19 protein-coding genes are annotated in these 21,201 nt (G+C 66.2%); 3 read left to right on the top strand and 16 right to left on the bottom strand.

Annotation, left to right across the window (positions count from 1 at the left end):
- Nucleotides 1–21: 21 nt before the first annotated feature.
- The 3 genes from ACFB49_RS01130 to moaB are packed head-to-tail and all read left to right on the top strand — an operon-like array spanning nucleotide 22 to nucleotide 2,991.
- Nucleotides 22–711, top strand: coding sequence for a uracil-DNA glycosylase (locus tag ACFB49_RS01130; protein WP_380874922.1), 690 nt, complete (start codon nucleotides 22–24; stop codon nucleotides 709–711).
- On the top strand, nucleotides 708–2,474 hold the full coding sequence (locus ACFB49_RS01135; RefSeq protein WP_380874924.1) for a transglycosylase SLT domain-containing protein: 1,767 nt from the start codon (nucleotides 708–710) through the stop codon (nucleotides 2,472–2,474). Before ACFB49_RS01130 ends, ACFB49_RS01135 begins: the two co-directional genes overlap by 4 nt.
- Entirely contained in the window at nucleotides 2,464–2,991 is a 528-nt protein-coding gene (gene moaB, locus ACFB49_RS01140) for a molybdenum cofactor biosynthesis protein B (RefSeq protein ID WP_380874926.1), read from the top strand. The genes ACFB49_RS01135 and moaB overlap by 11 nt, the downstream gene beginning before the upstream one ends.
- A 165-nt stretch (nucleotides 2,992–3,156) precedes the next feature.
- On the opposite strand, the gene ACFB49_RS01145 is transcribed toward moaB, so the two are convergent.
- The 16 genes from ACFB49_RS01145 to ACFB49_RS01220 form a co-directional block, all read right to left on the bottom strand.
- On the bottom strand, nucleotides 3,157–3,642 hold the full coding sequence (locus ACFB49_RS01145) for a hypothetical protein (protein ID WP_380874928.1): 486 nt from the start codon (nucleotides 3,640–3,642) through the stop codon (nucleotides 3,157–3,159).
- Between the two features lie 114 nt (nucleotides 3,643–3,756).
- The gene (locus ACFB49_RS01150) at nucleotides 3,757–4,146 is read right to left on the bottom strand and encodes a VOC family protein (protein WP_380874930.1); all 390 of its coding nucleotides are present in this window, start codon (nucleotides 4,144–4,146) and stop codon (nucleotides 3,757–3,759) included.
- A 66-nt stretch (nucleotides 4,147–4,212) separates the two neighbouring features.
- Complete coding sequence (locus ACFB49_RS01155; RefSeq protein ID WP_380874932.1) at nucleotides 4,213–5,154, bottom strand: oxidoreductase; 942 nt, start codon at nucleotides 5,152–5,154, stop codon at nucleotides 4,213–4,215.
- Nucleotides 5,155–5,320: 166 nt separating this feature from the next.
- Nucleotides 5,321–5,914 (bottom strand): DUF3800 domain-containing protein, encoded by a 594-nt coding sequence (locus ACFB49_RS01160; RefSeq protein ID WP_380874933.1) that lies wholly within the window; start codon nucleotides 5,912–5,914, stop codon nucleotides 5,321–5,323.
- A gap of 78 nt (nucleotides 5,915–5,992) precedes the next feature.
- Complete coding sequence (gene ftsH, locus ACFB49_RS01165; RefSeq protein ID WP_380874935.1) at nucleotides 5,993–7,939, bottom strand: ATP-dependent zinc metalloprotease FtsH; 1,947 nt, start codon at nucleotides 7,937–7,939, stop codon at nucleotides 5,993–5,995.
- A gap of 81 nt (nucleotides 7,940–8,020) precedes the next feature.
- Nucleotides 8,021–8,953 (bottom strand): tRNA lysidine(34) synthetase TilS, encoded by a 933-nt coding sequence (gene tilS / locus ACFB49_RS01170; RefSeq protein ID WP_380874937.1) that lies wholly within the window; start codon nucleotides 8,951–8,953, stop codon nucleotides 8,021–8,023.
- A 1-nt stretch (nucleotide 8,954) separates the two neighbouring features.
- Nucleotides 8,955–9,836, bottom strand: coding sequence for a hypothetical protein (locus ACFB49_RS01175; RefSeq protein ID WP_380874939.1), 882 nt, complete (start codon nucleotides 9,834–9,836; stop codon nucleotides 8,955–8,957).
- Between the two features lie 93 nt (nucleotides 9,837–9,929).
- Nucleotides 9,930–10,802: a helix-turn-helix domain-containing protein gene (locus ACFB49_RS01180; protein WP_380874941.1), complete on the bottom strand. Its 873-nt coding sequence runs from the start codon at nucleotides 10,800–10,802 to the stop codon at nucleotides 9,930–9,932.
- Nucleotides 10,803–10,925: 123 nt separating this feature from the next.
- Nucleotides 10,926–13,199: a phosphoenolpyruvate--protein phosphotransferase gene (gene ptsP / locus ACFB49_RS01185; RefSeq protein ID WP_380874943.1), complete on the bottom strand. Its 2,274-nt coding sequence runs from the start codon at nucleotides 13,197–13,199 to the stop codon at nucleotides 10,926–10,928.
- Nucleotides 13,200–13,270: 71 nt separating this feature from the next.
- Nucleotides 13,271–14,599 carry an ATP-binding protein gene (locus tag ACFB49_RS01190; protein ID WP_380874945.1) on the bottom strand — a complete coding sequence of 443 codons (1,329 nt, stop codon included), beginning with the start codon at nucleotides 14,597–14,599 and terminating at the stop codon, nucleotides 13,271–13,273.
- A complete protein-coding gene (locus tag ACFB49_RS01195) occupies nucleotides 14,574–15,329 on the bottom strand; it encodes a response regulator transcription factor (RefSeq protein ID WP_380874947.1) in 756 nt (251 codons plus the stop codon). Before ACFB49_RS01195 ends, ACFB49_RS01190 begins: the two co-directional genes overlap by 26 nt.
- 48 nt (nucleotides 15,330–15,377) lie before the next feature.
- Nucleotides 15,378–16,058, bottom strand: a complete 681-nt coding sequence (locus ACFB49_RS01200) for a fumarylacetoacetate hydrolase family protein (protein ID WP_380874949.1) — start codon at nucleotides 16,056–16,058, stop codon at nucleotides 15,378–15,380.
- Between the two features lie 58 nt (nucleotides 16,059–16,116).
- Nucleotides 16,117–18,567 (bottom strand): CoA transferase, encoded by a 2,451-nt coding sequence (locus tag ACFB49_RS01205; RefSeq protein ID WP_380874951.1) that lies wholly within the window; start codon nucleotides 18,565–18,567, stop codon nucleotides 16,117–16,119.
- A 44-nt stretch (nucleotides 18,568–18,611) separates the two neighbouring features.
- Nucleotides 18,612–19,412, bottom strand: a complete 801-nt coding sequence (locus ACFB49_RS01210) for an SDR family NAD(P)-dependent oxidoreductase (protein WP_380874953.1) — start codon at nucleotides 19,410–19,412, stop codon at nucleotides 18,612–18,614.
- Nucleotides 19,413–19,415: 3 nt separating this feature from the next.
- Entirely contained in the window at nucleotides 19,416–20,312 is an 897-nt protein-coding gene (locus tag ACFB49_RS01215; RefSeq protein WP_380874954.1) for an NAD-dependent epimerase/dehydratase family protein, read from the bottom strand.
- 27 nt (nucleotides 20,313–20,339) lie between these two features.
- Nucleotides 20,340–21,167: an SDR family NAD(P)-dependent oxidoreductase gene (locus ACFB49_RS01220; RefSeq protein WP_380874955.1), complete on the bottom strand. Its 828-nt coding sequence runs from the start codon at nucleotides 21,165–21,167 to the stop codon at nucleotides 20,340–20,342.
- Between the last annotated feature and the right edge of the window lie 34 nt (nucleotides 21,168–21,201).

The raw sequence follows: 21,201 nt of genomic DNA on the forward strand, positions 1-21,201 counted from the left end.
CAAGCTGGGATCGGCCCGGCGATGACCATCGATGTCCTGAGCGCGATCGACTGGTGGTGCGAGGCGGGCGTCGACGTGCTTGTCGACGAGGCGCCGCGCGACTGGCTTACTGTGGTTCGGCCAGCTGCGACGGTTACTGCCGCGGAGCCTGTCACCGCGTCGCCAGTTGCAGATTCCCTGACCGCGATCCAGACGCTTTATGCGTCCGATCCGATCTTTGGCCCGGTCAACGGGCGGCTTGCACCGGCAGGAGACGTAGCGTCAGGGCTGATGCTATTGTGCGATCAGCCGGAGCCGGGCGATGCCGAGGCCGGGCAGATCATCGCCGGTGCGGCCGGCATGCTGCTCGATCGGATGCTGGCGGCGATCGGCCGCGACCGCGCATCCATCTATCTCGCGACGATGACGCCGGCGCGCGTTCCGGGCGGCCGACCAAGCCCGAAATCGCTCGCCGCATGGTCCGATCTGGCCCATCGCCATGTCGATCTCGCCGCGCCGAAGGCGCTGCTGCTGTTCGGCGACGCGGCGAGCCGTGCGTTTCTCGGGGTGAGTCTCGCCGATGCACGCGGAACTGTGCACCATCTTAACCGCGAAGGGCGTAGAATCGCGGCCGTAGCGACGTTTCACCCGCGCTTCCTGCTGCAACAGCCCGCCCGCAAGGCGGATGCGTGGCGGGATCTGCGCTTGCTATTGGGGGAGGTGAGCCAGTGAAATTTGTTCGCCTTCTGGCCTGCGCGCTGACGATGGGCGTTTCGGCGCCCGCGCTGGCGGCCGAAACCTTGCCGCCGCCAGCGATGGCGCTCAAGCCGCCGCCCGCTGGCGCCGTGCCCGCGCAACTCGATGCCCAGCAGCGGATGAACTATCGGGCGATCTTCGCCGCTATCCGTGCCGGTGACTGGTCCGGCGCGGCCGCGCGGCTCGATGCGTTGCCCGACGGACTGCTGACGCCTTATGCGCGCGCCGAGCTCTATCTCGCCAAGGGATCGCCCAAGGTGGAGAGCGAACCGCTTGTCGCGCTGATCGAGGCCAATCCCGAATTGCCGCAGGCGGCCGCGATTGCACGGATCGCGCAGGGGAGGGGCGTCACCGCGCTGCCTTCGCTGCCTTATGTGCAGGATATGCGCCGGCTACCGGCGCCGTCACGGCGCGCGGCGACGCGCTCGATGAAGAGCGATGCCGCAGCCGCTTCGCTCGCCCAGCAGGTCCAGCCCCTGTTGCGCGATGACCGGCCAGCCGAGGCGGAGATGTTGCTGTCAGAACGGACCGGTGATCTGTCTCCGGAGGCTTTGACCGAATGGCAGCAGCGGATCGCCTGGGCCTATTTTCTGGTCGGTGACGATGCCGCGGCGCGGCGCATTGCGACATCGGCTCAGGGCGGCATGGGCGAATGGGTCGCCGACGCGAATTGGGTGTCGGGCCTCGCGGCGTGGCGGCAGAAGGATTGCGCGGCGGCTGCCGATGCCTTCAGCAATGTCGCGGCGCGATCGCGTGATCCGGAGATGACGGCGGCTGGCCTGTTCTGGGCGGCGCGGGCCGACATGGCGTGCGGCAAGCCGGAAAAGGTGCAGACGCGGTTGCGGAGCGCTGCGCGGCTGACCGAGACCTTCTACGGCCTGCTCGCCGATGCGGCGCTCGGCCGGGCCTTGCCGGCACCCGATGCCGGGCCGGGCTTCATCCAGGCCGATTGGACGACGATTTCCAAGCGCAGTAATGCGCGTGTCGCAGCCGCGCTCGCCGAGATTGGTGAGAGCAGCATGGCAGACACCGTGCTGCGCCATCAGGCGCGGATCGGTGACTGCAACGACCATGAGGCGCTGATGCACCTCGCGGCCAAGCTGAACCTGCCGTCGACGCAGATCTGGCTGGCGCAGAACGGGCCGATCGGCGCGCGCATGTCGGCTTCGGGGCGCTATCCGGCGCCGGGCTGGGTGCCGCAGGGCGGCTGGCGGGTCGATAAGTCGCTCGTTTTCGCCCATGCGCTGCAGGAATCGCAGTTTCGTGCCGATGCGGTGAGCCCGGCGGGTGCGCGCGGACTGATGCAGGTGATGCCCGGCACTGCCGCGCAGATCGCACGGCGTAAGGGCGAGCCGCTGGGCAGCCTTAATGATCCGCGCACCAACATGGAATATGGCCAGTTCTACCTTGAGGAGCTGCGCGACTTTTCCGGCACCGGCGGGCTGCTGCCCAAGGTGATCGCAGCCTATAATGCCGGGCCCGGTTCGGTGCAGAAATGGAATGAGCGGCGGCGCGACAATGGCGATCCGTTGCTGTTCATCGAATCGATCCCCTTCCGCGAAACACGGGCCTATGTCGCGATCGTGCTGCGGAATTACTGGATGTATCAGCGGCAGTCCGGCGATCAATCGGCCAGCCTGAAAGCGCTGGCGCAGGGCATGTGGCCGCGATTCCCCGGCATGCCGGGCCGCACCGCGGTCCGCCTCGACCCGATCAGCGGGGTTGCGAGTGCCGATTGACGAGAGCCGGATGTTCAAGCCGGTTCGCATCGCCGTCCTGACGATTTCCGATACGCGCGGTCCCGATGAGGATACGTCGGGCGACACGCTGGTCGCGCGGCTGGAGGCGGCGGGGCATGTGCTCGCCGACCGGGCGATCGTGAAGGACGATATCGAGACCATCGTCGCCAAGCTCAACGATTGGATCGACGACGCTCAGGTCGAATGCGTCATCACCAATGGCGGCACCGGCGTCACCGGGCGGGACATCACGCCCGAAGCCTTTGCCCGCGTGTGGGACAAGGAAATTCCCGGTTTCGGCGAGCTGTTCCGCTGGCTGAGCTTCCAGACGATCGGCACCTCGACGATCCAGTCGCGCGCCACCGCGGGCGTCGCGCGCGGCACCTATCTGTTCGCGCTGCCGGGATCGACGGGCGCGGTGAAGGATGCGTGGGACGGCATCCTTGCCACCCAGCTCGACAGCCGCCACCGGCCCTGCAATTTCGTCGAGCTGATGCCGCGGCTGACCGAGCGCTAGGCCGCTTTTCCAACACGAAGTTGAGGAAGTTGAGGATTGCCATGAGCCTCCTCCACTTCGCCTGATTTTCAGATCAAGGCATTGCTATTCTTATAAGAAAGAGCCGCAGGCGGATAATCCCATCTGCGGCTCCTCTATCATTGGAAGGCGGCTGTAGGACACCGATCACTTGCCCGCGATCGGCCCCGGCTGGCCGTCGACGCTCATGAAGTTGACGAGCGCGATCTTGCCGTCACGCACTTCGACATAGCCCATCACCATGCCGTGGCTCGGTTTGCCGTCGTGCATCGACTCTTCGAGATGATAGGTGAAGATCTTGCTGCCGTCGGGCGAGGAGAAAGCCTCCACGAACGGCACCTTGATTTCGACCGCATCGACTTTCGACTGGATCATGCGGAAACGCGCGGCGAGATCCTCGATCCCGGCGGCGCGATTGGTGCCGTTGATGCGCAGCACCGCATCCTTGGTGAAATAGCGGCTGAAAGCTTCGACGGTGAAGCCGTTGGGGTCCTTGAAGGCGACATTCCACCAGGTGAACATACGGCTCACCACGTCATTGTTGACCGGCTTGGAGAAGGTGGCCGGCGGTGCGGCCACGGCCGGCGTCGCGACCGTGGTAGCCAGCAGCAAAGCCGCGAGAATCCGCTTCATCATTCGCACCCCTTCTATTCGATTGCTCGATCCCGTGAGTGTCGGATCGCCGGCGCCGTTGCAATCAAGCGGTCGTTGCGCGGGGAGCAAGGCAAAGGGCTGCCCGGCGGCGGATCAGCCGAGGGAGTCGGCGCCATAGGGGCGGGTGATCACTTCCAGCAGATGGCCGTTGGGATCCTCGAAATAGACGCCGCGGCCGCCGTCATTATGGTTGATCTCGTTGGGGCGCGAGCGGGCGGGATCGGCCCAATAAGGGGCGCCGTGCGCCCTGATCCGGGCGAAGACGGCGTCGAAATCCGCCTCGCCGATCAGGAAGGCATAATGCTGGAGCGCGACCTTGCCTTCCTTCGCCATGAAATCGAGCGAGACCTGATTGTCGAGATCGACGACCATGAAATGGCCGAAGCGCCGCGGTGCGGGCCGGCCGAGAATGTCCGCAAAGAAGGCGGACGACATCTGGTTATCGTGGCACCAGACGATGATGTGATTGAGTTCGGCGGCCATGCGCCCCTCCTGATCGGGGTTCGATCAGGGGGGATGTGGTGGGCGCGGCGCCCACGTCAATGGTGGTCAGAACGAGAAGCGGACGCCGGTCAGTTGCTCGCTGATGTCCCAGAGCTTGCGGGCGGCATCCATGTCCTGCCCTGATGGCTTGATGACGGCGGGAGCAGGCGCGCCCTTCATCTCGCCGAAGCCGTCGGGGCCGTAGAAGCCGCCGCCTTCGGCATCGGGCGCGGCGGCGGCGAACATTGTCGGCAGGGCGCCCGCGGCAGCCGGCTGGCCGAGAAAGGGCATCACCACCGACAGGATCGAACTGACGAGATGATCGCCGAGCCCGAACGCGCCCAATTGCTTGCGATTGGCGCCGATTGCGGTCTGCGCGACGCCGGGGTGGACGGCGATGCTGCGGATATTGCCGCCGGCCGCGTCGATGCGCCGCTGGAATTCGCGTGCAAAGAGCAGGTTGGCGAGCTTGGTCTGATTATAGGCGCGTTGCGAGCGATAGCCCCGCTCGATCTGGAGATCGTTCCAGTTGAACGTGCCGCGGCCGTGGACCATGCTCGATACCGTCACCACGCGCGGGGCGGGGCTGGCCGTGAGAAGGGGCAACAACAGTCCGGTCAGCGTGAAGTGGCCGAGATGGCCGATGGCGAAGGTGAGCTCGAAGCCATCCGGGCTGGTGCGCCGTTCGCTGATCGGCTGGATGCCGGCATTGTTGATGAGGATGTCGAGCGGCTTGCCTTCGGCGACGAAAGCTGCGGCGAAATCCTTCACGGCCTGAAGCTGGGACAGGTCGAGCATCCGATAGCTGGCCTTCGCGTCGGGGCGCAGCGCGCGGATGCGATCGGGTGCGCTGTTCCCGAGCTGCTCGTTCCGATCGGCGATGATCACCTCGGCGCCATGCTGCGCCAGCGCCCTTGCCGCCTCATAGCCGATACCGCTGGCGCCGCCGGTGACGAGTATCCTCTTGCCCGAAAGATCGGGAATGTCGCCTTCGCCCCACGTGCCCATATCGGACTGTCCTCCCCGCGAGCGGGCCTGACCCCCGCCGCACGGCCATGGGGCTAGAGGCCGCGAGACACGGGATCAAGGCGGCGTCGACCGATGGCTCGGTATGCAAACAAAGGACGAGTCGATGGGATAAAGGTAAAGCCGAGCTTTGCCCTAACTTCCGCTTTTAGATCGAGCGCATCCGGATCACGCCGTTGTGGATGAACGGTTCGAGGATGGCGGCGATGCGTCCTGACCGCGGGCTGGCGATGGCGATGTTCCAGGCGCTGTTGGCCAGCACGTCGGCGATCTGGATACCCGCGGTGCGGCGGCTGTCGCGGAGTTCGGCCCAGGAGGCGGGATCATGCCCGTCGATCAGCTTTTCAACCTCGTCGCGGACGTGTGCCAAGGTCGGTCCGGAGTAGCGGCCATCGTCGATCAGCGCGGTGACGGGGCCGGGAGCATCGGCGAGATGCGCGCCGATCGCGTCGGCCAGAAGTGCGGAATAGGTGGAAAGATCGAGCGTGCCGGCATCTTCGCCCGGCTCGCGCGTCGGCCGTGCCGTGGTGATGACCGCGCGGCCGCCGAAGCGTTCGAGCAGTTCCAGTATCAGCGCGCGTTCGATCGGATCGATGCGGCTGCCCTTGAGCTCTCCGCCGAGGCCTGTGACGGTGCGGAAGCGGTGGAGCAGGGCGTCGGCGCCCTCGTCGCTGATGGCGACGGCGGCGAGCGTCATTGCGCCTGTGGCCGGCGCCCCGCTTTCATCACAGAAGATCGGCATATCTGGCCCGGCCCGGCGCTTATAAAAGAAAAGCCCGCCGCACCATTGGTGGCGCGACGGGCATGATCTGGAGGTTTGTCAGGCGCCCTGCGGAGCGGGATCACCCCAGCCGCCACCCGGCCGCTTGCTCTTCGGGATCGAGGAACCGCCGGCGCCGATCTGAACGTGACGATGGCCGCCGCTTTCGTCGCGGCCGATGCCTTCGCCCTTGATGACGCGCTTCGATTCCTCGCCGTTGAGCGTCTCATATTCGAGCAACGCTTCAGCCAGGCGATGCAGTTCGTCGAGATTGTCGGTCAGCACCTGGCGGGCAGTCGTTTCACCTTCCTCGACGAAACGGCGGACTTCCTGGTCGATCAGGCGGGCGGTTTCTTCCGACACGGTCTGCGAGCGGGCGACCGAATGGCCGAGGAAAATCTCGTCCTGATTGTCGCGATAGCGCAGCCAGCCGAGCCGTTCGGACATGCCATATTCCATCACCATCGAACGGGCCATGTCGGTGGCCTGCTGGATGTCGTTGGAAGCACCGGTGTTGAGCGCGTCCTTGCCGTAGATGAGCTGTTCGGCGATGCGGCCGCCGAAGCAGAGCGCGAGACGCGCCTTCATCTGCTTCATCGACATGGAATAACGGTCGCGTTCCGGCAGGTTCCAGGTGACACCCAGCGCGCGGCCGCGCGGGATGATCGTCACCTTGTGGAGCGGATCGCAACCATCGACATGGAGCGAGACGAGGGCGTGACCCGCCTCGTGATAGGCGGTCGCCTTCTTCTCGTCCTCGGTCATCACCATGGACTTGCGCTCGGCGCCCATCATGACCTTGTCCTTGGCTTCCTCGAACTCCTTCATTGCGACCAGGCGCTTGCCCTTGCGCGCGGCGAGGAGCGCAGCCTCGTTGACGAGGTTGGCGAGATCGGCACCCGAGAAGCCCGGCGTGCCGCGCGCGATGGTGCGCGGATCGACGTCGGGTGCGAGCGGCGTCTTCTTCATATGGACTTCGAGGATCTTCTGGCGGCCCTCGATATCCGGGCGCGGCACGACGACCTGGCGGTCGAAGCGGCCCGGACGCAGCAGCGCAGGATCGAGCACGTCGGGGCGGTTGGTCGCCGCGACGATGATGATGCCTTCGTTCGCTTCGAAGCCGTCCATCTCGACGAGGAGCTGGTTCAGCGTCTGTTCGCGCTCGTCATTGCCGTTGCCGAGACCGGCACCGCGATGGCGGCCGACGGCGTCGATTTCGTCGATGAAGACGATGCAGGGCGCGTTCTTCTTCGCCTGTTCGAACATGTCGCGGACGCGGGACGCGCCGACGCCGACGAACATCTCGACGAAGTCCGAGCCGGAAATGGTGAAGAAGGGGACGTTGGCCTCACCCGCGATGGCGCGGGCGAGCAAGGTCTTGCCGGTGCCGGGCGAACCGACGAGCAGCGCACCCTTCGGGATCTTGCCGCCGAGGCGGGCGAACTTGGTCGGGTCCTTCAGGAAGTCGACGATTTCCTGCAGTTCCTCGCGCGCCTCGTCGATGCCGGCGACGTCGTCAAAGGTGACGCGGCCATGCTTTTCGGTGAGCATCTTGGCGCGGCTCTTGCCGAAGCCCATCGCGCCCGAGCCCGCATTCTTCTGCATCTGGCGCATCACGAAGAAGGCGATGCCGAGGATCAGCAGGAAGGGCAGCGACTGATAGAGCAGGATCATCCAGAAGCTCGCCTGCTCCTCCGCCTTGGCGCGGAAGCTGACGCCCTTGTCGGCAAGGCGCTGGACGAGCTGGGGATCGGACGGCGCGATCGTGCGGAAAGCCTGATCGTTGGTCAGCTTGCCGGTGACGACATCGCCCGCGATCTCGACATCCTTGACCGTGCCTTCGTCGACATGGGTCAGGAATTCGGAATAGGGGATCGCGTCGGCGTCCGAACGACGCGACGTGCTGTCGAACATCGACACGAAGGCGACCAGCGCCAGCAGAATGCCCACCCAGATGAGAAGGCTCTTCATCCAGGGATTGCCCTGCGGTTCCTTATCGTCGCTCATGCTACTCCGACCTTTCGTAGCCCTCAAAATAGGCGCTCGACGGTTAATGGCAATGCAACGGCGGGACCTTCACCACCTTTTTCAGGAGATTCGGCGGGGCGGGGCCGGAGAAAAGACCCAGATTGCGCCGGGCCGAGCCAGAATCGCGCCAATCGTTCCCGGCTGGCCGGAACTGAGACGCGCGATCAGCGATGCGACGCGGTCGATTCGCCCCTGATGGCCGAGGGCGGCGAGAGCCCGCCGGACGAGGCGGTGGAGCAGTTCCGGCGGGAGGTCCGCAGGGTCGAGGCGAACCTCTTTCTCCGTCACCGTCGCGCGTTCGGACCAGAGGCGTTCGGCGGCCCATTCCAGCGCCTCGGCAGCGTCGGCAAGGTTGGCGGCTGTCTGGGCTAGGCCGGGTGCGTCGAGATCGTCGGCCTGGTTCAGCAGCGCGCGGATGCGGCTGCGATCGAAGCGGTCGTCGCGATTGGATGGATCGTCGATCGCGGTGATGCCGGCGTCGGCCACTATCGCCGCAAGCTCGGCGCGTCGCCAGTCGAGCAGAGGGCGGATGACCGATCCGTTGCGGCGGCGGATGCCGGCCAGACCGCCGATGCCGGCGCTACGGCTGGCGCGCATCAGCAGGGTTTCGGCCTGATCGTCGGCATGGTGGGCCGTGGCGATGAAATCGAGCCCTTCGCGCGACCGCCAATCCTCCAGCGCCGCATAGCGGGCCGCACGGGCGGCCGCCTGAATGCCTTCGCCGGCGGATTCCACGCTGACGCTGAGCGTTGCGTGCGGAATGCCCCTAACGCTGCAAAGGCCGGCCACGAAGGCGGCTTCGTCGGCGGCTTCGCGGCGAAGGCCATGATCGACCGTCGCGGCGGCGATCATGCCGGGCAGGGCTGCGTGGGCGAGCAGGAGGAGGGCCAAGCTGTCCGGCCCCCCAGATACGGCCACGCCGATGCGCGCAGCCGGATCGCCCGTCAGTGCGACGAGATCGGTGCGGAAGCGATCGAGCGGCAGGCTGGGCACATCACGCCGCGCACTTCGCCGTGGCCTTCGCCTTGGCGACGCGATCCTTCAACGGCTGGCCGATCGTCGTGCCATAGACATCGTCGAGCTCGCGATAGACCTCGCAGGCCTGATCGATCTTGGGCGGCTTCAGCGACATCAGCGACTGGCCGAGATAATAGAGGCTATCGGGCGCGCGTTCGCCACGCGGGAGCTTCTTGTAATTTTCGAGGAAGGCCTGCGCGGCCTTGGCGGGCTGGCCGCTGTCGAGCAGCGTGCGACCGAGCAGGTTGCGCGCGAAGGTCTGGCGCTTGTGGTTGGGATATTTGGCGATGAAGGCGCGCAGCCCCGCCTCCGCCTCCGGATATTTCTTTGCGGCCCACAGGTCGTAGGTCGCGAGATAGGCATCCTCGCCGGCATCGCCAGAAGGCGCGCGGGTCGATGCGGTAGCCGCGGGCTCGGACGGTGTTGTCGTGGGTCGGGTGGGCGCTGGCGGCGCGACGATCGGTGCTGCGGACGCCCCGGCATCGGGTGCTGCCGGCGGCGCCTGGGTTTCGGCGCGGAGACGCGTCATCTGCTCTTCAAGCTGGCGGATCTTGAAGCTGTTCTGTTCGACCTGGCCGGTGAGGCGCGCCAGTTCCTGTTCCAGCGAGCTGACCCGTCCGGTGAGATCGGCCACGGGGTTGCTGGCGGGGACGCCGCTCGGCGTGGGGGCCGCTGCCTGCGGAGCGATCTCCGGCTCGAAATATTGCTGGTTGCCGCCGGGGAACACCTTGCGCTGCACTGCCTTCATCTCGCGTTCGAGCTTATCGACGCGCGGACCCAGCGTGGACGGTTGCTGCTGCGCCAGCGCCGGCGCCGCCGTGGTGGACAGCAGAAGGGCCGCGAGGATCGCGAAACGCATGATGATACCCCTTACTCGAATGATGATTGCCGCATGCCATGCCACATGGCGGCTGTCGCCGCGATGAAGCAAGCCCTGATCGGGTGGATCGCCCTATGGATTGGGCTGGGCGGGCGGCGCGATGGCAGGCGTCGTCGTGACAGGTGCCGCTGCAGCAGCTGCCGCCGGGTTCAGCCGGGCGAGCAGGGCATCAGCCTTGAGGCTGACGTCGCGTATAGTCCGTTCGGGCGCGCCGAGCGGAGGAATGACGCTGGCGCCGACGGTGACGCGCAGCGCCTGCGGCCGGCCCGTCAGGATCTTGGGATCGACGGCGGTGGGCGGCACCGCCCAGGTTTCGCCGACATTCATCTGCTTTTCGACGAGCCGGGTGCCATCGGCTTCATAGACCCGCAACCATACGGGTTCGAGCGCAGTGAGCACGACCGGGCCGCCTGCGGGTGCCGTAGCTGAGGGAGCCGGAACGGCAGCAGCCGGCGCCGGCTTCGGCGCAGCGGAAGCCGTTTCGGTCGGCGTTTCGCCTGTCGCAAGGCGGACGCGATCATCGGCTCCGCCGCCCAGCACGCCACTGCGCCACACGGCATAAGTGCCGCCCAGCAGCAGTGCGACGACGATGGCGACGGTGACGAGGAAGCGCGAAGGAACACGTGCCGGATCGGCAGGCTCGAACGGTTCGGGGATCACGCGCTCGACCGCGCCGCCGCCCATTTCTTCGCGGAATTCGCGGGCGAGCGCGCTGGCATCGAGCCCGACGATCTGCGCGAACGCGCGGACGAAACCTACGCTGTAGGGAGCGGCCGGCAAGGCGCTCAGATCATTGGCTTCGATCGCTTGCAAATGACGCAAGGGCACGCGCGTGCGGGCTGCAATGTCCGCAAGCTCCAGAGACTGCGCCCGGCGCGCCTCAGCCAGTCGCGCACCTACGGTAAAGGGAGCCTCCACGGCGAATTCGCCGGTCGTGTCATTCATGCGACCTCCGGGGCGCTATTTCCCAATATTAAATAAGCGCGCGCCACCCGTTGCTCTTGTCACAAATGCAAACGAGGACGTCAAATCCAAACAAGCCTCGTAAGCGGCATTATAGTAGAAAAATCAGCCGATAGCCACGTTTTGCTGTTCGGCCCAGGCGGTGAGTCGCGCACGGACGTCGGACACGCCCTCCGCCAGCCACGCCTTCATCTCGGCACGAAGCTTTTCCGCGTCGAGCGTGCGCACCATCGCCTTCACCGGGCCGATGGCTGCCGGCGTGATCGACAGCCGCTCGATGCCCAGCCCGATGAGCGCCATGGCTTCCAGCACACGACCGCCCATCTCGCCACACACGGCGACCGGAACGTCGGCCGCCTGCGCTGTGCCCGACACGCGCGAGAGGAAGCGCAGGATCGCGGGCGACAGCCAGTCGAACCGTTCCGCCAGCTTGGGATGCGAGCGATCCGCCGCGAACAGGAACTGAGTGAGGTCGTTGGTGCCGATCGACAGGAAATCGAGCCGGGGCAGCAATACATCCAGCATTTCGGCGAGCGCCGGCACCTCCAGCATCGTGCCGTAGCGGATCGCATTGGGCAGTGGCCGGTTACGCTCGGCGACCCATTTGCGCTGCGCTTCGAACAATGCCTGTGCGGCATCGAATTCCCACGGTTCGGAAATCATGGGGAACATGACGTTCAATGTACGGCCGGCCGCGGCCTCGATCAACGCGCGGGCCTGCGCCTTCATCAGGCCATCGCGATCGAGCGCGAGGCGGATGGCGCGCCAGCCCATCGCGGGATTTTCCTCCTGCGCGGCATCCTGGTTCATGTAGGGCAGGGTCTTGTCGCCGCCGATGTCGACGGTGCGGAAGATTACCGGGCGATCGCCGGCGGCCTCAAGCACGTCGCGATAGAGGCGCTGCTGGCGTTCGCGCTGCGGCAAGGTTGCCGACACCAGGAACTGGAATTCGGTGCGGAACAGGCCGATGCCGTCGGCGCCGGTGATTTCGAGCGCGGAAACGTCGTCGCGCAGGCCGGCATTGACCATCAGCGTGATGTTGCGCCCATCCAGCGTCACCGCGGGCAGATCGCGCATCGCGGCAAATTCGGCGCGGCGTTTCTGGCCGACGGCGAGCTTGGCGTCGAACACCTCCTCCATCGATGTCGTCGGGCGGATGAAGACGGTGCCCTGGGCAGCATCGAGCAGGATGAGATCGCCTTCTTGCAGCATGTGACGGATGTCGCGGACGCGGCCGAGCACCGGCACGCCCATCGCGCGCGCGACGATGGTTACGTGGGCGGTAAGCGAGCCTTCCTCGAGGATCACGCCCTTCAGCCGGCGGCGATCATATTCGAGCAGTTCGGCAGGACCGAGATTGCGCGCGACGAGGATAGAATCCTGCCGCAGGCCCATCTGCGCGGCGGTGCCGAGTTGGCCGGAGACGATGCGCAGCAGACGGTTGGAGAGATCCTCCAGATCGTGCATCCGGTCCGCCAGCAGCGGATCGCTGATCTCGCGCATCCGCATCCGGGTGCGCTGCTGCACGCGTTCGATCGCGGCCTCGGCAGTCAGACCGCTGTCGATCGCTTCATTGATGCGGCGGCTCCAGCCTTCGTCATAGGCGAACATCTTGTAGGTATCGAGCACGTCCTGATGCTCGCCCGCCGTGCCGAATTCGGCCTGACTGGTCATCCGTTCGATCTGTTCGCGCATCTGCCGGAAGGCGGCATAGACGCGCTGGCGTTCGACCTCGGTATCTTCCGCGACGGTATGTTCGATGTGGACGCGCGGCTGGTGGAAGACGACATGGCCGCGGCCCATGCCCTCCACGAGCTTGAGGCCGGTGAGCCGAACCGCGCCCGCATCCCGCGGGCCGCCGCTGTGCACCGCCTCGTCGATCAGTTCCGCACCGGCGATCAGTTCGGCCAGCACCATCGCGACCGTCTGAAGCGCCTCGATCTCGACCTCGTCATATCGACGCGGCTCCGCATGCTGCACGGCCAACACGCCGACGGCACGCTCGCGCCGGACGATCGGGACGCCGGCGAAGCTGTGATACAATTCTTCGCCGGTTTCCGGCTTGTAGGCGAAGTCCGGATGGCTCGTCGCTTCGTCGAGGTTGAGCGTCTTCACCTCGGACGCGATATGGCCGACCAGACCCTCGCCGAGGGCGAGGCGGGTGACGTGGACGGCCGTCTGCTTGAGGCCGCGCGTTGCGTAGAGTTCGAGCAGGCCATCACGCAGCAAATAGATCGAGCAGACCTCGCTCGACAGCGCTTCGCCGATGATATTGACGACCTGATTGAGCTTGGCCTGCGCGTTTGTGCGCGCGGCCATCACGTCGTGAAGGCGCGTCAGGATTTCGCGAGCGGCGGAGGTGGCGGTCGTTCCGGGCATGGCCCCCTGCTAACAGACGAAGTGCCCGTCTTTCCATACTGGAATGTAGGACGAAGCGATGAAGAGGTGCATCATTTGATGTCTATTAAGATGGTTGCCCGCAAGCCGCCCTCCTCGCGATTGGCAAGCGTCACCGTACCGATGCCTTCCATCGCCCGCTGGACGATCGCGAGGCCGAGGCCCGCGCCGCCGCTTTCGCGGCTGCGGGACGCGTCGAGCCGGCGAAAGGGTTCGAAGACCGTTGCCATATCCGCGTCGGCGATGCCGGGGCCGTCGTCGTCCACGGTGATGCGGATCGCCTTGTCTTCCTTCGCGAGCGTGACGCGCGCCTGCCCGCCATGACGCAGGGCATTGTCCACAAGATTTGCGATCGCGCTGCGGATGCGCATGGGCGGCAAGGTGGCGGACAGGCGATCGGGGCCGTCATAGCTGGCGTCGGCGCCCATGTCCGCGGCGTCGTCGACGATCGTCATCGCCATGGATGCGAGATCGACCGGCTTCGCGGCCTCCGGCTCGGCGCCGCGAAGATAGCCCAGGATCGACGTCATGAACGCCTGCATCTCATCGAGATCGCGCAGGATCGCGTCGCGCGTCTCGCCCGGATCGAGCGCGCCGGCACGGAGGCGGAGGCGCGCGATGGGGGTGAAGAGATCGTGCGAGACAGCGGCCAGCGCCTGAGTGCGATCATCGACAAGAGCCATCAGCCGGGCCTGCATCGCGTTCACCGATCGGGCGAGGCTAATAACCTCCTGCGGCCCTTCTTCGGGAACGGTGATCGGTTCGCCGAGGCCCGCGCGGTCGGCGGCGCGGGCCAGGCGTCGCAGCGGATCGGCCAGCGCGCGCAACAGGAGCAGCGTCGCGAGCAGCACGCCGGCGGTGAGGAACAGCAGCGAGAGGAGGTGATTGCCGATCGTCGGCACACGGGCGGTGCGGCCTTCGGTGCGGAAGACGATCTGCGATCCGTCGATCAGCGTCAGCGCGCCGACGACACCACCGGACGAATGTTCCGTTACGCGAATCTCGCGCCTGGCGAGGCGGGGTTCCAGTTGATCGATGCGCGTGCGGATGCGGGCGGATGGTGTGCCGTTGGTGAAGCTGCGGCCCGGCGACCAGGCGAGGCGGACGCCATCACTGGAAAGCTCGACCGCGCCCGCGGCGCGCCTCGGTTCAGGAAGTTCACTGATAAGTCGATCGGCGATCACCAGCCGCCCGGCGATGCGCTCCGCCTGACTGGATGCGACCAGATCGGCCTCGGCGCGCTGATACAGCAACTCGCTGCCGAAGAAGGACAAAGCGGTGGTCACAAATACCACCATCGCGATCTGCCCCGCCAGCCCGATCGACAACAGGCGCGGCGCCTTCAGCACTTTCCGGTCAGGCCCGTTCGACGTCGGCAGCAAGCATATAGCCGCGACCGCGAACGGTGCGGATCAGCGTGTCCCCACTGTCGGAATCGCCGAGCTTGCGGCGGAGCCGGCTGACGAGAACGTCGATGCTGCGATCCGATGCCTGCGCGCGGCGGGCGCGGGACAGTTCGAGGAGTCGTTCACGACCAATGACGCGCTGCGGCTGCTGGACGAGGATGGCGAGCAGATCGTGCTCGGCGCCGGACAGTTCGACATCGGCGCCGTCGGGCGCGACGAGCGTGCGACGCCGCAGATCGAGCGTCCATCCGGCGAACCGGGCAATGTCGCCGCGCGGCGCGCCGGCGGCAGGCGTGCGGGCACGGCGGAGCGCGGCGCGGACGCGGGCCAGCAACTCGCCGCGGCCGAAGGGTTTGGCGACATAATCGTCGGCGCCGCGATCGAGCCCCGCGATGCGATCGGCCTCGCCGCCGAGGGCGCTCACCATGATGATCGGGATGGCCGGATGCCGCGCGCGGATGTCGCCGATCAGGTCCAGCCCCGATCGGCCGGGAAGCATGACATCGAGCATGACGAGATCGATGCCACCGGCATCGAGCAGCGGCCACGCCTCGCTTTCGTCGCGCGCGCCGAGCGCTTCGATACCTTCGCCATGGAGCGCGCGGACGATGAGCACACGCATCCCCGGATCATCCTCGACGATGAGGACGCGGGCGGGCGCGTCGGCGGCGGTTTCGGTGGCGGAGGGCAGGTCTGCGTCGATCATGCCATTCTTTGTATAAGCCTTCGTGCGGTTGCGGGAGGGGGCATGAAGTTAGCCGATCCTGATCTCGATCGGCTCGAGCCCATCGATCAGGCCATAGACCACATCACCCGCCACCAACGGGCCGACCCCATCGGGCGTTCCGGTGAAGATCAGGTCGCCGGCACCGAGCGCGACATAGCGCGACAAGGCCGAAATGGTCTCGGGGACCGTCCAGATCATGCCGGAAAGGTCGCTCGCCTGCCGGGTCGCGCCATTGACGTCGAGGCGGATGCGGCCCGCGCTTGGGTCGAAATCGGCGGCGCGGGTGATTGGGCCGCAGGGGCCGGAGCGATCGAAGCCCTTGGCCATGTCCCATGGACGGCCGGCCATTCGCGCATCGGCCTGAATGTCGCGCCGGGTGAGATCGATGCCGGCGGCATAGCCGAACACATGATCGAGCGCGTCCTCCTCGGCGATATGATCGCCGCCCTTGCCGATCGCGACGACCAGTTCGATCTCGTGGTGCAGGTTGGAGGTCATCGGCGGATAGGGGATGGAGCCCCCGCCTGGCACGATCGCATCGGTGGGTTTCGCGAAGAAGAAGGGCGGCTCGCGGCTCGGATCGCCACCCATTTCGCGGACGTGGGCCGCATAGTTGCGGCCGACGCACCAGACACGGCGGACGGGGAAGGTTCCCCCGCCAACCACGTCGACCAATGTGGGGGCAGGGGCGGGGAGGACGAGGCTCATCGCGGGTTCTCCGGGTCCATTGCTCGAACAAGAGAGTAACCTGCAATCGGCAGGCGCGTCATCCCCCTGCGGTTCCGGTTGCGTAGAGCGCATCGATTGCGTTTTCGTCCAGCCCCGCTTCCGACAGGATTTCGCGGGTCTGCTGGCCGAAAGTGGGCGGTGCGCCACCGGGGCTGATCGGGGTGCGGGAAAAGTCCATGCCGATGCCGAACATATCGAGCCGACCGATCGTCGGATGGCCCTGTGTCGACGCGATCCAGCCGCGACGGAGCAGATCGGCATCGTCGAACAGTCGCCGGGAGTAATCGGCGTCGGCAATCTCGCAAGGCACCCCGGCACCGTCGAGCGCGGCAAAGGCCTGGGCTGATTTCCTTTCGACGAAGAAATCGGCGAGGCGGTTGGCGAGGATCGCGTCATTCGCCTTACGCAATTTGGCGCTGGCAAAGCGCGGATCGCCGGCAAGGCTGGGCACTGCCCGGCCGAGCGCGTGCCACTGCGCCTCGGTAGTTGCAGCCAGGCAGAGCCAGCCGTCCGTAGCGCGATAGAGACGATAGAGCGCGGACAGCCCCATCTGATCGGCGTCGAGCCTCGGGCGATCGAACTTCCGACCATCGGGTGTGGTGAAGGTGCGGCTGTTGTTGAACAGCGAGGCGTTGAGGATCGAGGTATCGACCAACTGGCCGCGCCCGGTCCGCTCGCGATGATAGAGAGCGAGCGTGATCGCGATGGCCGCGAAATAGCCATTGCCGAGATCGCCGCCGGAAAGCGCGCCGAAGAAAGGCCGGCCGCCATCGTCCATGCCGCCATCTTCCCACACCGATCCGCCGAGCGAATTGGCGGCCTGATCGTGGCCGATGAGCGCCGCACGGGGGCCATCCTCAAAGCCACGGCTGTGGCAGTAAATCAGGCGCGGATTTGTCTGCTTGAGCGTCACATAGTCGACGCCAAGTCGCTCCGCGACGCCCTTGCGCATATTGTGGATGACGACATCGGCGCCGTCGATCAGGCGGCGGACGGCGGCATAGGTGATTTCGTCCTTCAATTCGATGCGGGCGCTGCGCTTTGTGCGGTTCATGGCGATGGCCATGAAGGTCGGCATCCAGAAGCCCTGGCGCGATCCGTCGATCTTGATGACGTCTGCACCCAGATCGCCGAGCAGCTGTGAGCCCCACGGCCCCGCCACGGCGAGCCCGAGGTCGACGACGCGAATGCCCGTTAACGGACCGCGCGACAGATCGGCAGGCCGCGGCTGGACGGGGGAGGGGGCTGCCTTTGCCGCCGCTTCGCGCGCGGCTTCGGTATCGGCGCCGCGTGGATGGGCTGGCCCGCGGACTGCGGTCGGGCAGTCATGCAGGCGGAACAGGATGCCGGCTTGGTGGAGCGGGCCGAGTTCGGGATCCTCCACCACTGCGACCGAGCCGTCCGCGAGCAGCAGGGGATCGGTCAGCGCGTCTTCCGGCGCGCGGATGGGCTGCACGCATATGTCGGAGACGGCGGCTGCTTTTTCCCATTCGGCCGAGGGGAATTTGGCGAAAAAAGGTGCGGCCTCCGCCAATGTTTCGAGCTGGCTGTCGAGGCTGGGCATGCCGACGGTACGACCGGCGCGGCCGTTGCGGGCGATGACGCGGGCTTTCACATCCTCGGGATCGGGCACCTTCAGTTCGTCGCCTTCGGCTGCGGCGATCGCCCAGTCGGGCGGGCTGGACCAGGTGCAGACCCAGCGATCCGCGGTCTTGACGATGCCCCACACCTGTCGGCGATCGAGCGCGGGCATCATATATCCGGGCGCGTCGACATGCTCCGGCCGCTGCCAGCCGCAGGAGCCGTAGAGGATCGCGCCTTGTAGCAACGAGGTGCCGACATGCTGGCCAAGGCCGCTCAGCTCCCGAGCACGCAGCGCGGCCGCGACGCCGAGCACCGTTAGATAGGCCGCGGACACGCTGGGCGCCGGGCTTGCCGAGAAGATCGGGCCGAGGCGCGCCGAGCCGGAGCGGATGATTTCGGGGACCGGCTTCACGCTCGCCGGATCGGCGTCCTGGCCCAGGATGCGGAGGATCGAGCCGCCGTCCCAGCCGCGCGCCTCGTGCATCAGGCCGAGCCGCGCCTGCACCAGCGCGTCGATGGCCGGCCGGTCGGCGTCGGCCGTGTCTGCGCCATAGCCGGTGACCGAGACATGGATCAGCCGCGGATTGGCCGCAGCCAGGGTTTCGTGGTCGAGGCCGAACGTCTCGCCTTCACCGGGAGCGAAATCCTCGACGAGGATGTCCGCCGCACTGGCGAGCCGGCGGATCGTGGCGAGATCCTGCTCATCGGCGAAGTCGAAGATGGCGCTGGCCTTGCCGCGATGCCAGATGCGGGCGCCTTGCAGCACATCCTCACCCGGATCGGCATCGCTGCGTTCGATGCGGGTGACGTCGCCGCCATGATCGGCCAGCAGCATCGTCGCCATCGCCCCCGCGATCCCGCGCGTGAGATCGAGGACCGTCAGCCCCTCCAGAACGCCTGTCATTCGCCTCTCCCCTGTTCGGACGAGGCCGCGGCGGTTCGTTGTCGTCAGTGGCCGCCGTCGACCAGGATGTCCGTACCGTTGACATAATCTGATGCGGGATCGGCAAGGAAAGCAATGGCGTTGGCGATATCCTCCGGCCGGCCGAGGCGCCCTGTGTGGTTGGGAACGAATTTCTTGACCGCCCAGCGCTCTATGTCCTCCCAGCCGCCGTTCACGCCGCTCTTCTCGGCCATGGCGCGCACCCACTTGGTGTTGGTCTCGGTCAGGACGAAGCCGGGGCTGATGCTGTTGGCGGTGACGCCGGTGCCCGAAAGCGCTTTCGACAGGCTCTTGGTCAGGTTGCGGATCGCGGCCTTGGCCCCCTGATAATCGGGGATGATCGGCATCGCGATTTCGACCACGCCGCTGGAAAGCTGGATCAGACGGCCCCAGCGCTTTTCCTTCATCGCGGGCGTGAAGGCATGGATCAGCCGCACCATCGAACCGACATTGGATTCATAGGTGGCGAGCCAATCGTCCCATTTCGTATCGAACCAGGGGGACATGCCGCCGCCGGCGGATTCACCGCCGGCATTGTTGACGAGGATATCGACATCACCGACGGCGGCACGCGTCGCCGCGATGATGGTGTCGGTGCCGGCCTCGCCCTCAAGCCCGCCGATGGCGACATAAGCGGTGCCGCCGGCCTTGCGGATCGCGTCCGCAGCGGCCGCAGTCCGTTCCTCGTTGCGGCCGTGGCAGACGACGGCTGCGCCCTCGACGGCGAGGCGGAGCGCGGTTGCCGCCCCGATCCCGCCGCTGGCGCCGGTGACGAGCGCGGTCTTGCCCGCGAACCGCCCGACCATAGGTTACAGATCCTTATACTGGTTGACGATCTCGTTCACCGTGCGGCGGATGTCGTTCCGGCGATAACCGAGCGTCGCGGTTTCAGCGGCATCGGGCTCGTAGAACAGATCATTGCCACGGCCGGCGAAGATCGCTGCGTCGGGGAGCATCGGATGCTCCTGATCCAGCACCGGCGGAACGTCGCGGCCGGCGGCCTGGAAGAAGAAGCCGAAATAATCCTGGTAGGACAGATTCTCGTCGCCGACGAGATAGGCTTTGCCGCCCTCGCCACGCTCGATCGCGCCTTCGACGGCTTCGGCGAGCGACTGGGTCGAGATGAAATTGACGCCACCGCCCGGCGCACCTTCCGGCATGGGGGCGAACTTGCCCTGCGCGTACTGCGTGTAGGCGACGAACATCGGCACGATCAGCCCGGGCACGGTGCCGACCACGAAGGGGGCGTTGACGCTGATCGCCTTGAAGCCGGGGCCGTTGAGCGCGCGGATGCCTTCGCAGCTATCCTTGCGCGATTCGACATAGCGGTTGCCGGCGACGAGATGGGGGGCCGCCTGCGGGTAGAAGCTGCCGACATTGATGGCGACCTTCACGCCCGCATCCTTGGCAAGCTGGAAGAAGCGCGGCACTGCGACCGAGTTCACCTTCTTCCAATAGGTCTCGTTATCTTCGCCCTCGGGAATATGGCGGACGTCCTGGCCGGCGCAGAAGACCAGCGCATCGAACCCGGCCGGAAAGCTGGTGTCGTTGATGTAATCGACCTTGATGAAGGGCAGATCGCCGAGCGGCGTGTTGGGCGTCGGCGGAGTGCGGCCGGCGATCGTGACATCATGGCCCTTGGACTTGAGGTGGACCGCGGCGTGGCCGCCGATCATGCCGGCGCCGCCGACAACGAGGATTTTCATATACTTGCTCCGATTTCTAAGGTTGGATCAGAAGATGAGGCCGTCGGTGGGGATCACCGGCACGTTGGTCCACTTGCCCTCGGCGGTGCGATACCAGCCCGATGCGGCGAGCGCGCCGCCATCGATATTGAGCGCGGTGCCCGTCATCCACGACGCCAGCGGGCTGGCGAGGAACAGAATGCCGCCCGCCATGTCCTCCGGCGTGCCGAAGCGGCCGAGCGGGATCCACTGCTTGATCGAGTCCTTATACTCCGGCTTGATATACTGGCTGATCGCGACCTGCGGCGTATCGGTGGTTTCCGGCGCGATCAGGTTCACGCGGATGCCTTCGGGCGCGAGATCGAGCGCGAGGCTCTTGGTGAAGCCGGTGACGCCAGTCTTGAACGCCGAATAGACGCTGTTGAACGGGATGCCGCGGAAACCTTCGATCGAGGACACGCTGATGATGCTGCCGCCGGCCCCACGCTTGCGGATCAGCGGGATCATCGCGCGGGTGACCGAGAAGATCTGCCGCATGTTGGTGGCGTAGAGGCGCTCGATATCCTCGTCGGTATGATCCTCGAAGCGCTTCACGATCATCAGGAAGTCGCCGACATTGTTGACCAGCACGTCGAGCCCGCCGAAGCGATCCGCGACCGTCTTTGCCAGCGCATCGACATCGGTCTGGACGGTGACGTCGCCCTCGACGACGACATGGCCGTCACCCAGGGCGGCGCGGACGTCGGCAGCACGGGCGGCGTCCTTCTCGATGGTGACGACGGTGGCGCCGGCCTTGGCGAAGGCTTCGCACGTCGCGCGGCCGATGCCGACGCCGCCGCCGGTGACGAGCGCGATCTTTCCCGCAAAGTCGATCAAAATGACTCTCCTGATAGGATGGTTCGTATTTTTG

The sequence above is a fragment of the Sphingomonas sp. DBB INV C78 genome (assembly GCF_042693015.1).
In the GTDB taxonomy this organism is placed as follows: Bacteria; Pseudomonadota; Alphaproteobacteria; order Sphingomonadales; family Sphingomonadaceae; genus Sphingomonas_E.

Bases quoted from the DNA above. Each gene is read 5' to 3' on its own strand.
- ACFB49_RS01130 (WP_380874922.1), top strand. From the start codon at position 22: ATGACCATCGATGTCCTGAGCGCGATCGACTGGTGGTGCGAGGCGGGC.
- ACFB49_RS01145 (WP_380874928.1), bottom strand. From the start codon at position 3,642: ATGAAGCGGATTCTCGCGGCTTTGCTGCTGGCTACCACGGTCGCGACG.
- ACFB49_RS01150 (WP_380874930.1), bottom strand. From the start codon at position 4,146: ATGGCCGCCGAACTCAATCACATCATCGTCTGGTGCCACGATAACCAG.
- ACFB49_RS01155 (WP_380874932.1), bottom strand. From the start codon at position 5,154: ATGGGCACGTGGGGCGAAGGCGACATTCCCGATCTTTCGGGCAAGAGG.
- ACFB49_RS01160 (WP_380874933.1), bottom strand. From the start codon at position 5,914: ATGCCGATCTTCTGTGATGAAAGCGGGGCGCCGGCCACAGGCGCAATG.
- ftsH (WP_380874935.1), bottom strand. From the start codon at position 7,939: ATGAGCGACGATAAGGAACCGCAGGGCAATCCCTGGATGAAGAGCCTT.
- ACFB49_RS01175 (WP_380874939.1), bottom strand. From the start codon at position 9,836: ATGCGTTTCGCGATCCTCGCGGCCCTTCTGCTGTCCACCACGGCGGCG.
- ACFB49_RS01180 (WP_380874941.1), bottom strand. From the start codon at position 10,802: ATGAATGACACGACCGGCGAATTCGCCGTGGAGGCTCCCTTTACCGTA.
- ptsP (WP_380874943.1), bottom strand. From the start codon at position 13,199: ATGCCCGGAACGACCGCCACCTCCGCCGCTCGCGAAATCCTGACGCGC.
- ACFB49_RS01195 (WP_380874947.1), bottom strand. From the start codon at position 15,329: ATGATCGACGCAGACCTGCCCTCCGCCACCGAAACCGCCGCCGACGCG.
- ACFB49_RS01200 (WP_380874949.1), bottom strand. From the start codon at position 16,058: ATGAGCCTCGTCCTCCCCGCCCCTGCCCCCACATTGGTCGACGTGGTT.
- ACFB49_RS01205 (WP_380874951.1), bottom strand. From the start codon at position 18,567: ATGACAGGCGTTCTGGAGGGGCTGACGGTCCTCGATCTCACGCGCGGG.
- ACFB49_RS01210 (WP_380874953.1), bottom strand. From the start codon at position 19,412: ATGGTCGGGCGGTTCGCGGGCAAGACCGCGCTCGTCACCGGCGCCAGC.
- ACFB49_RS01215 (WP_380874954.1), bottom strand. From the start codon at position 20,312: ATGAAAATCCTCGTTGTCGGCGGCGCCGGCATGATCGGCGGCCACGCC.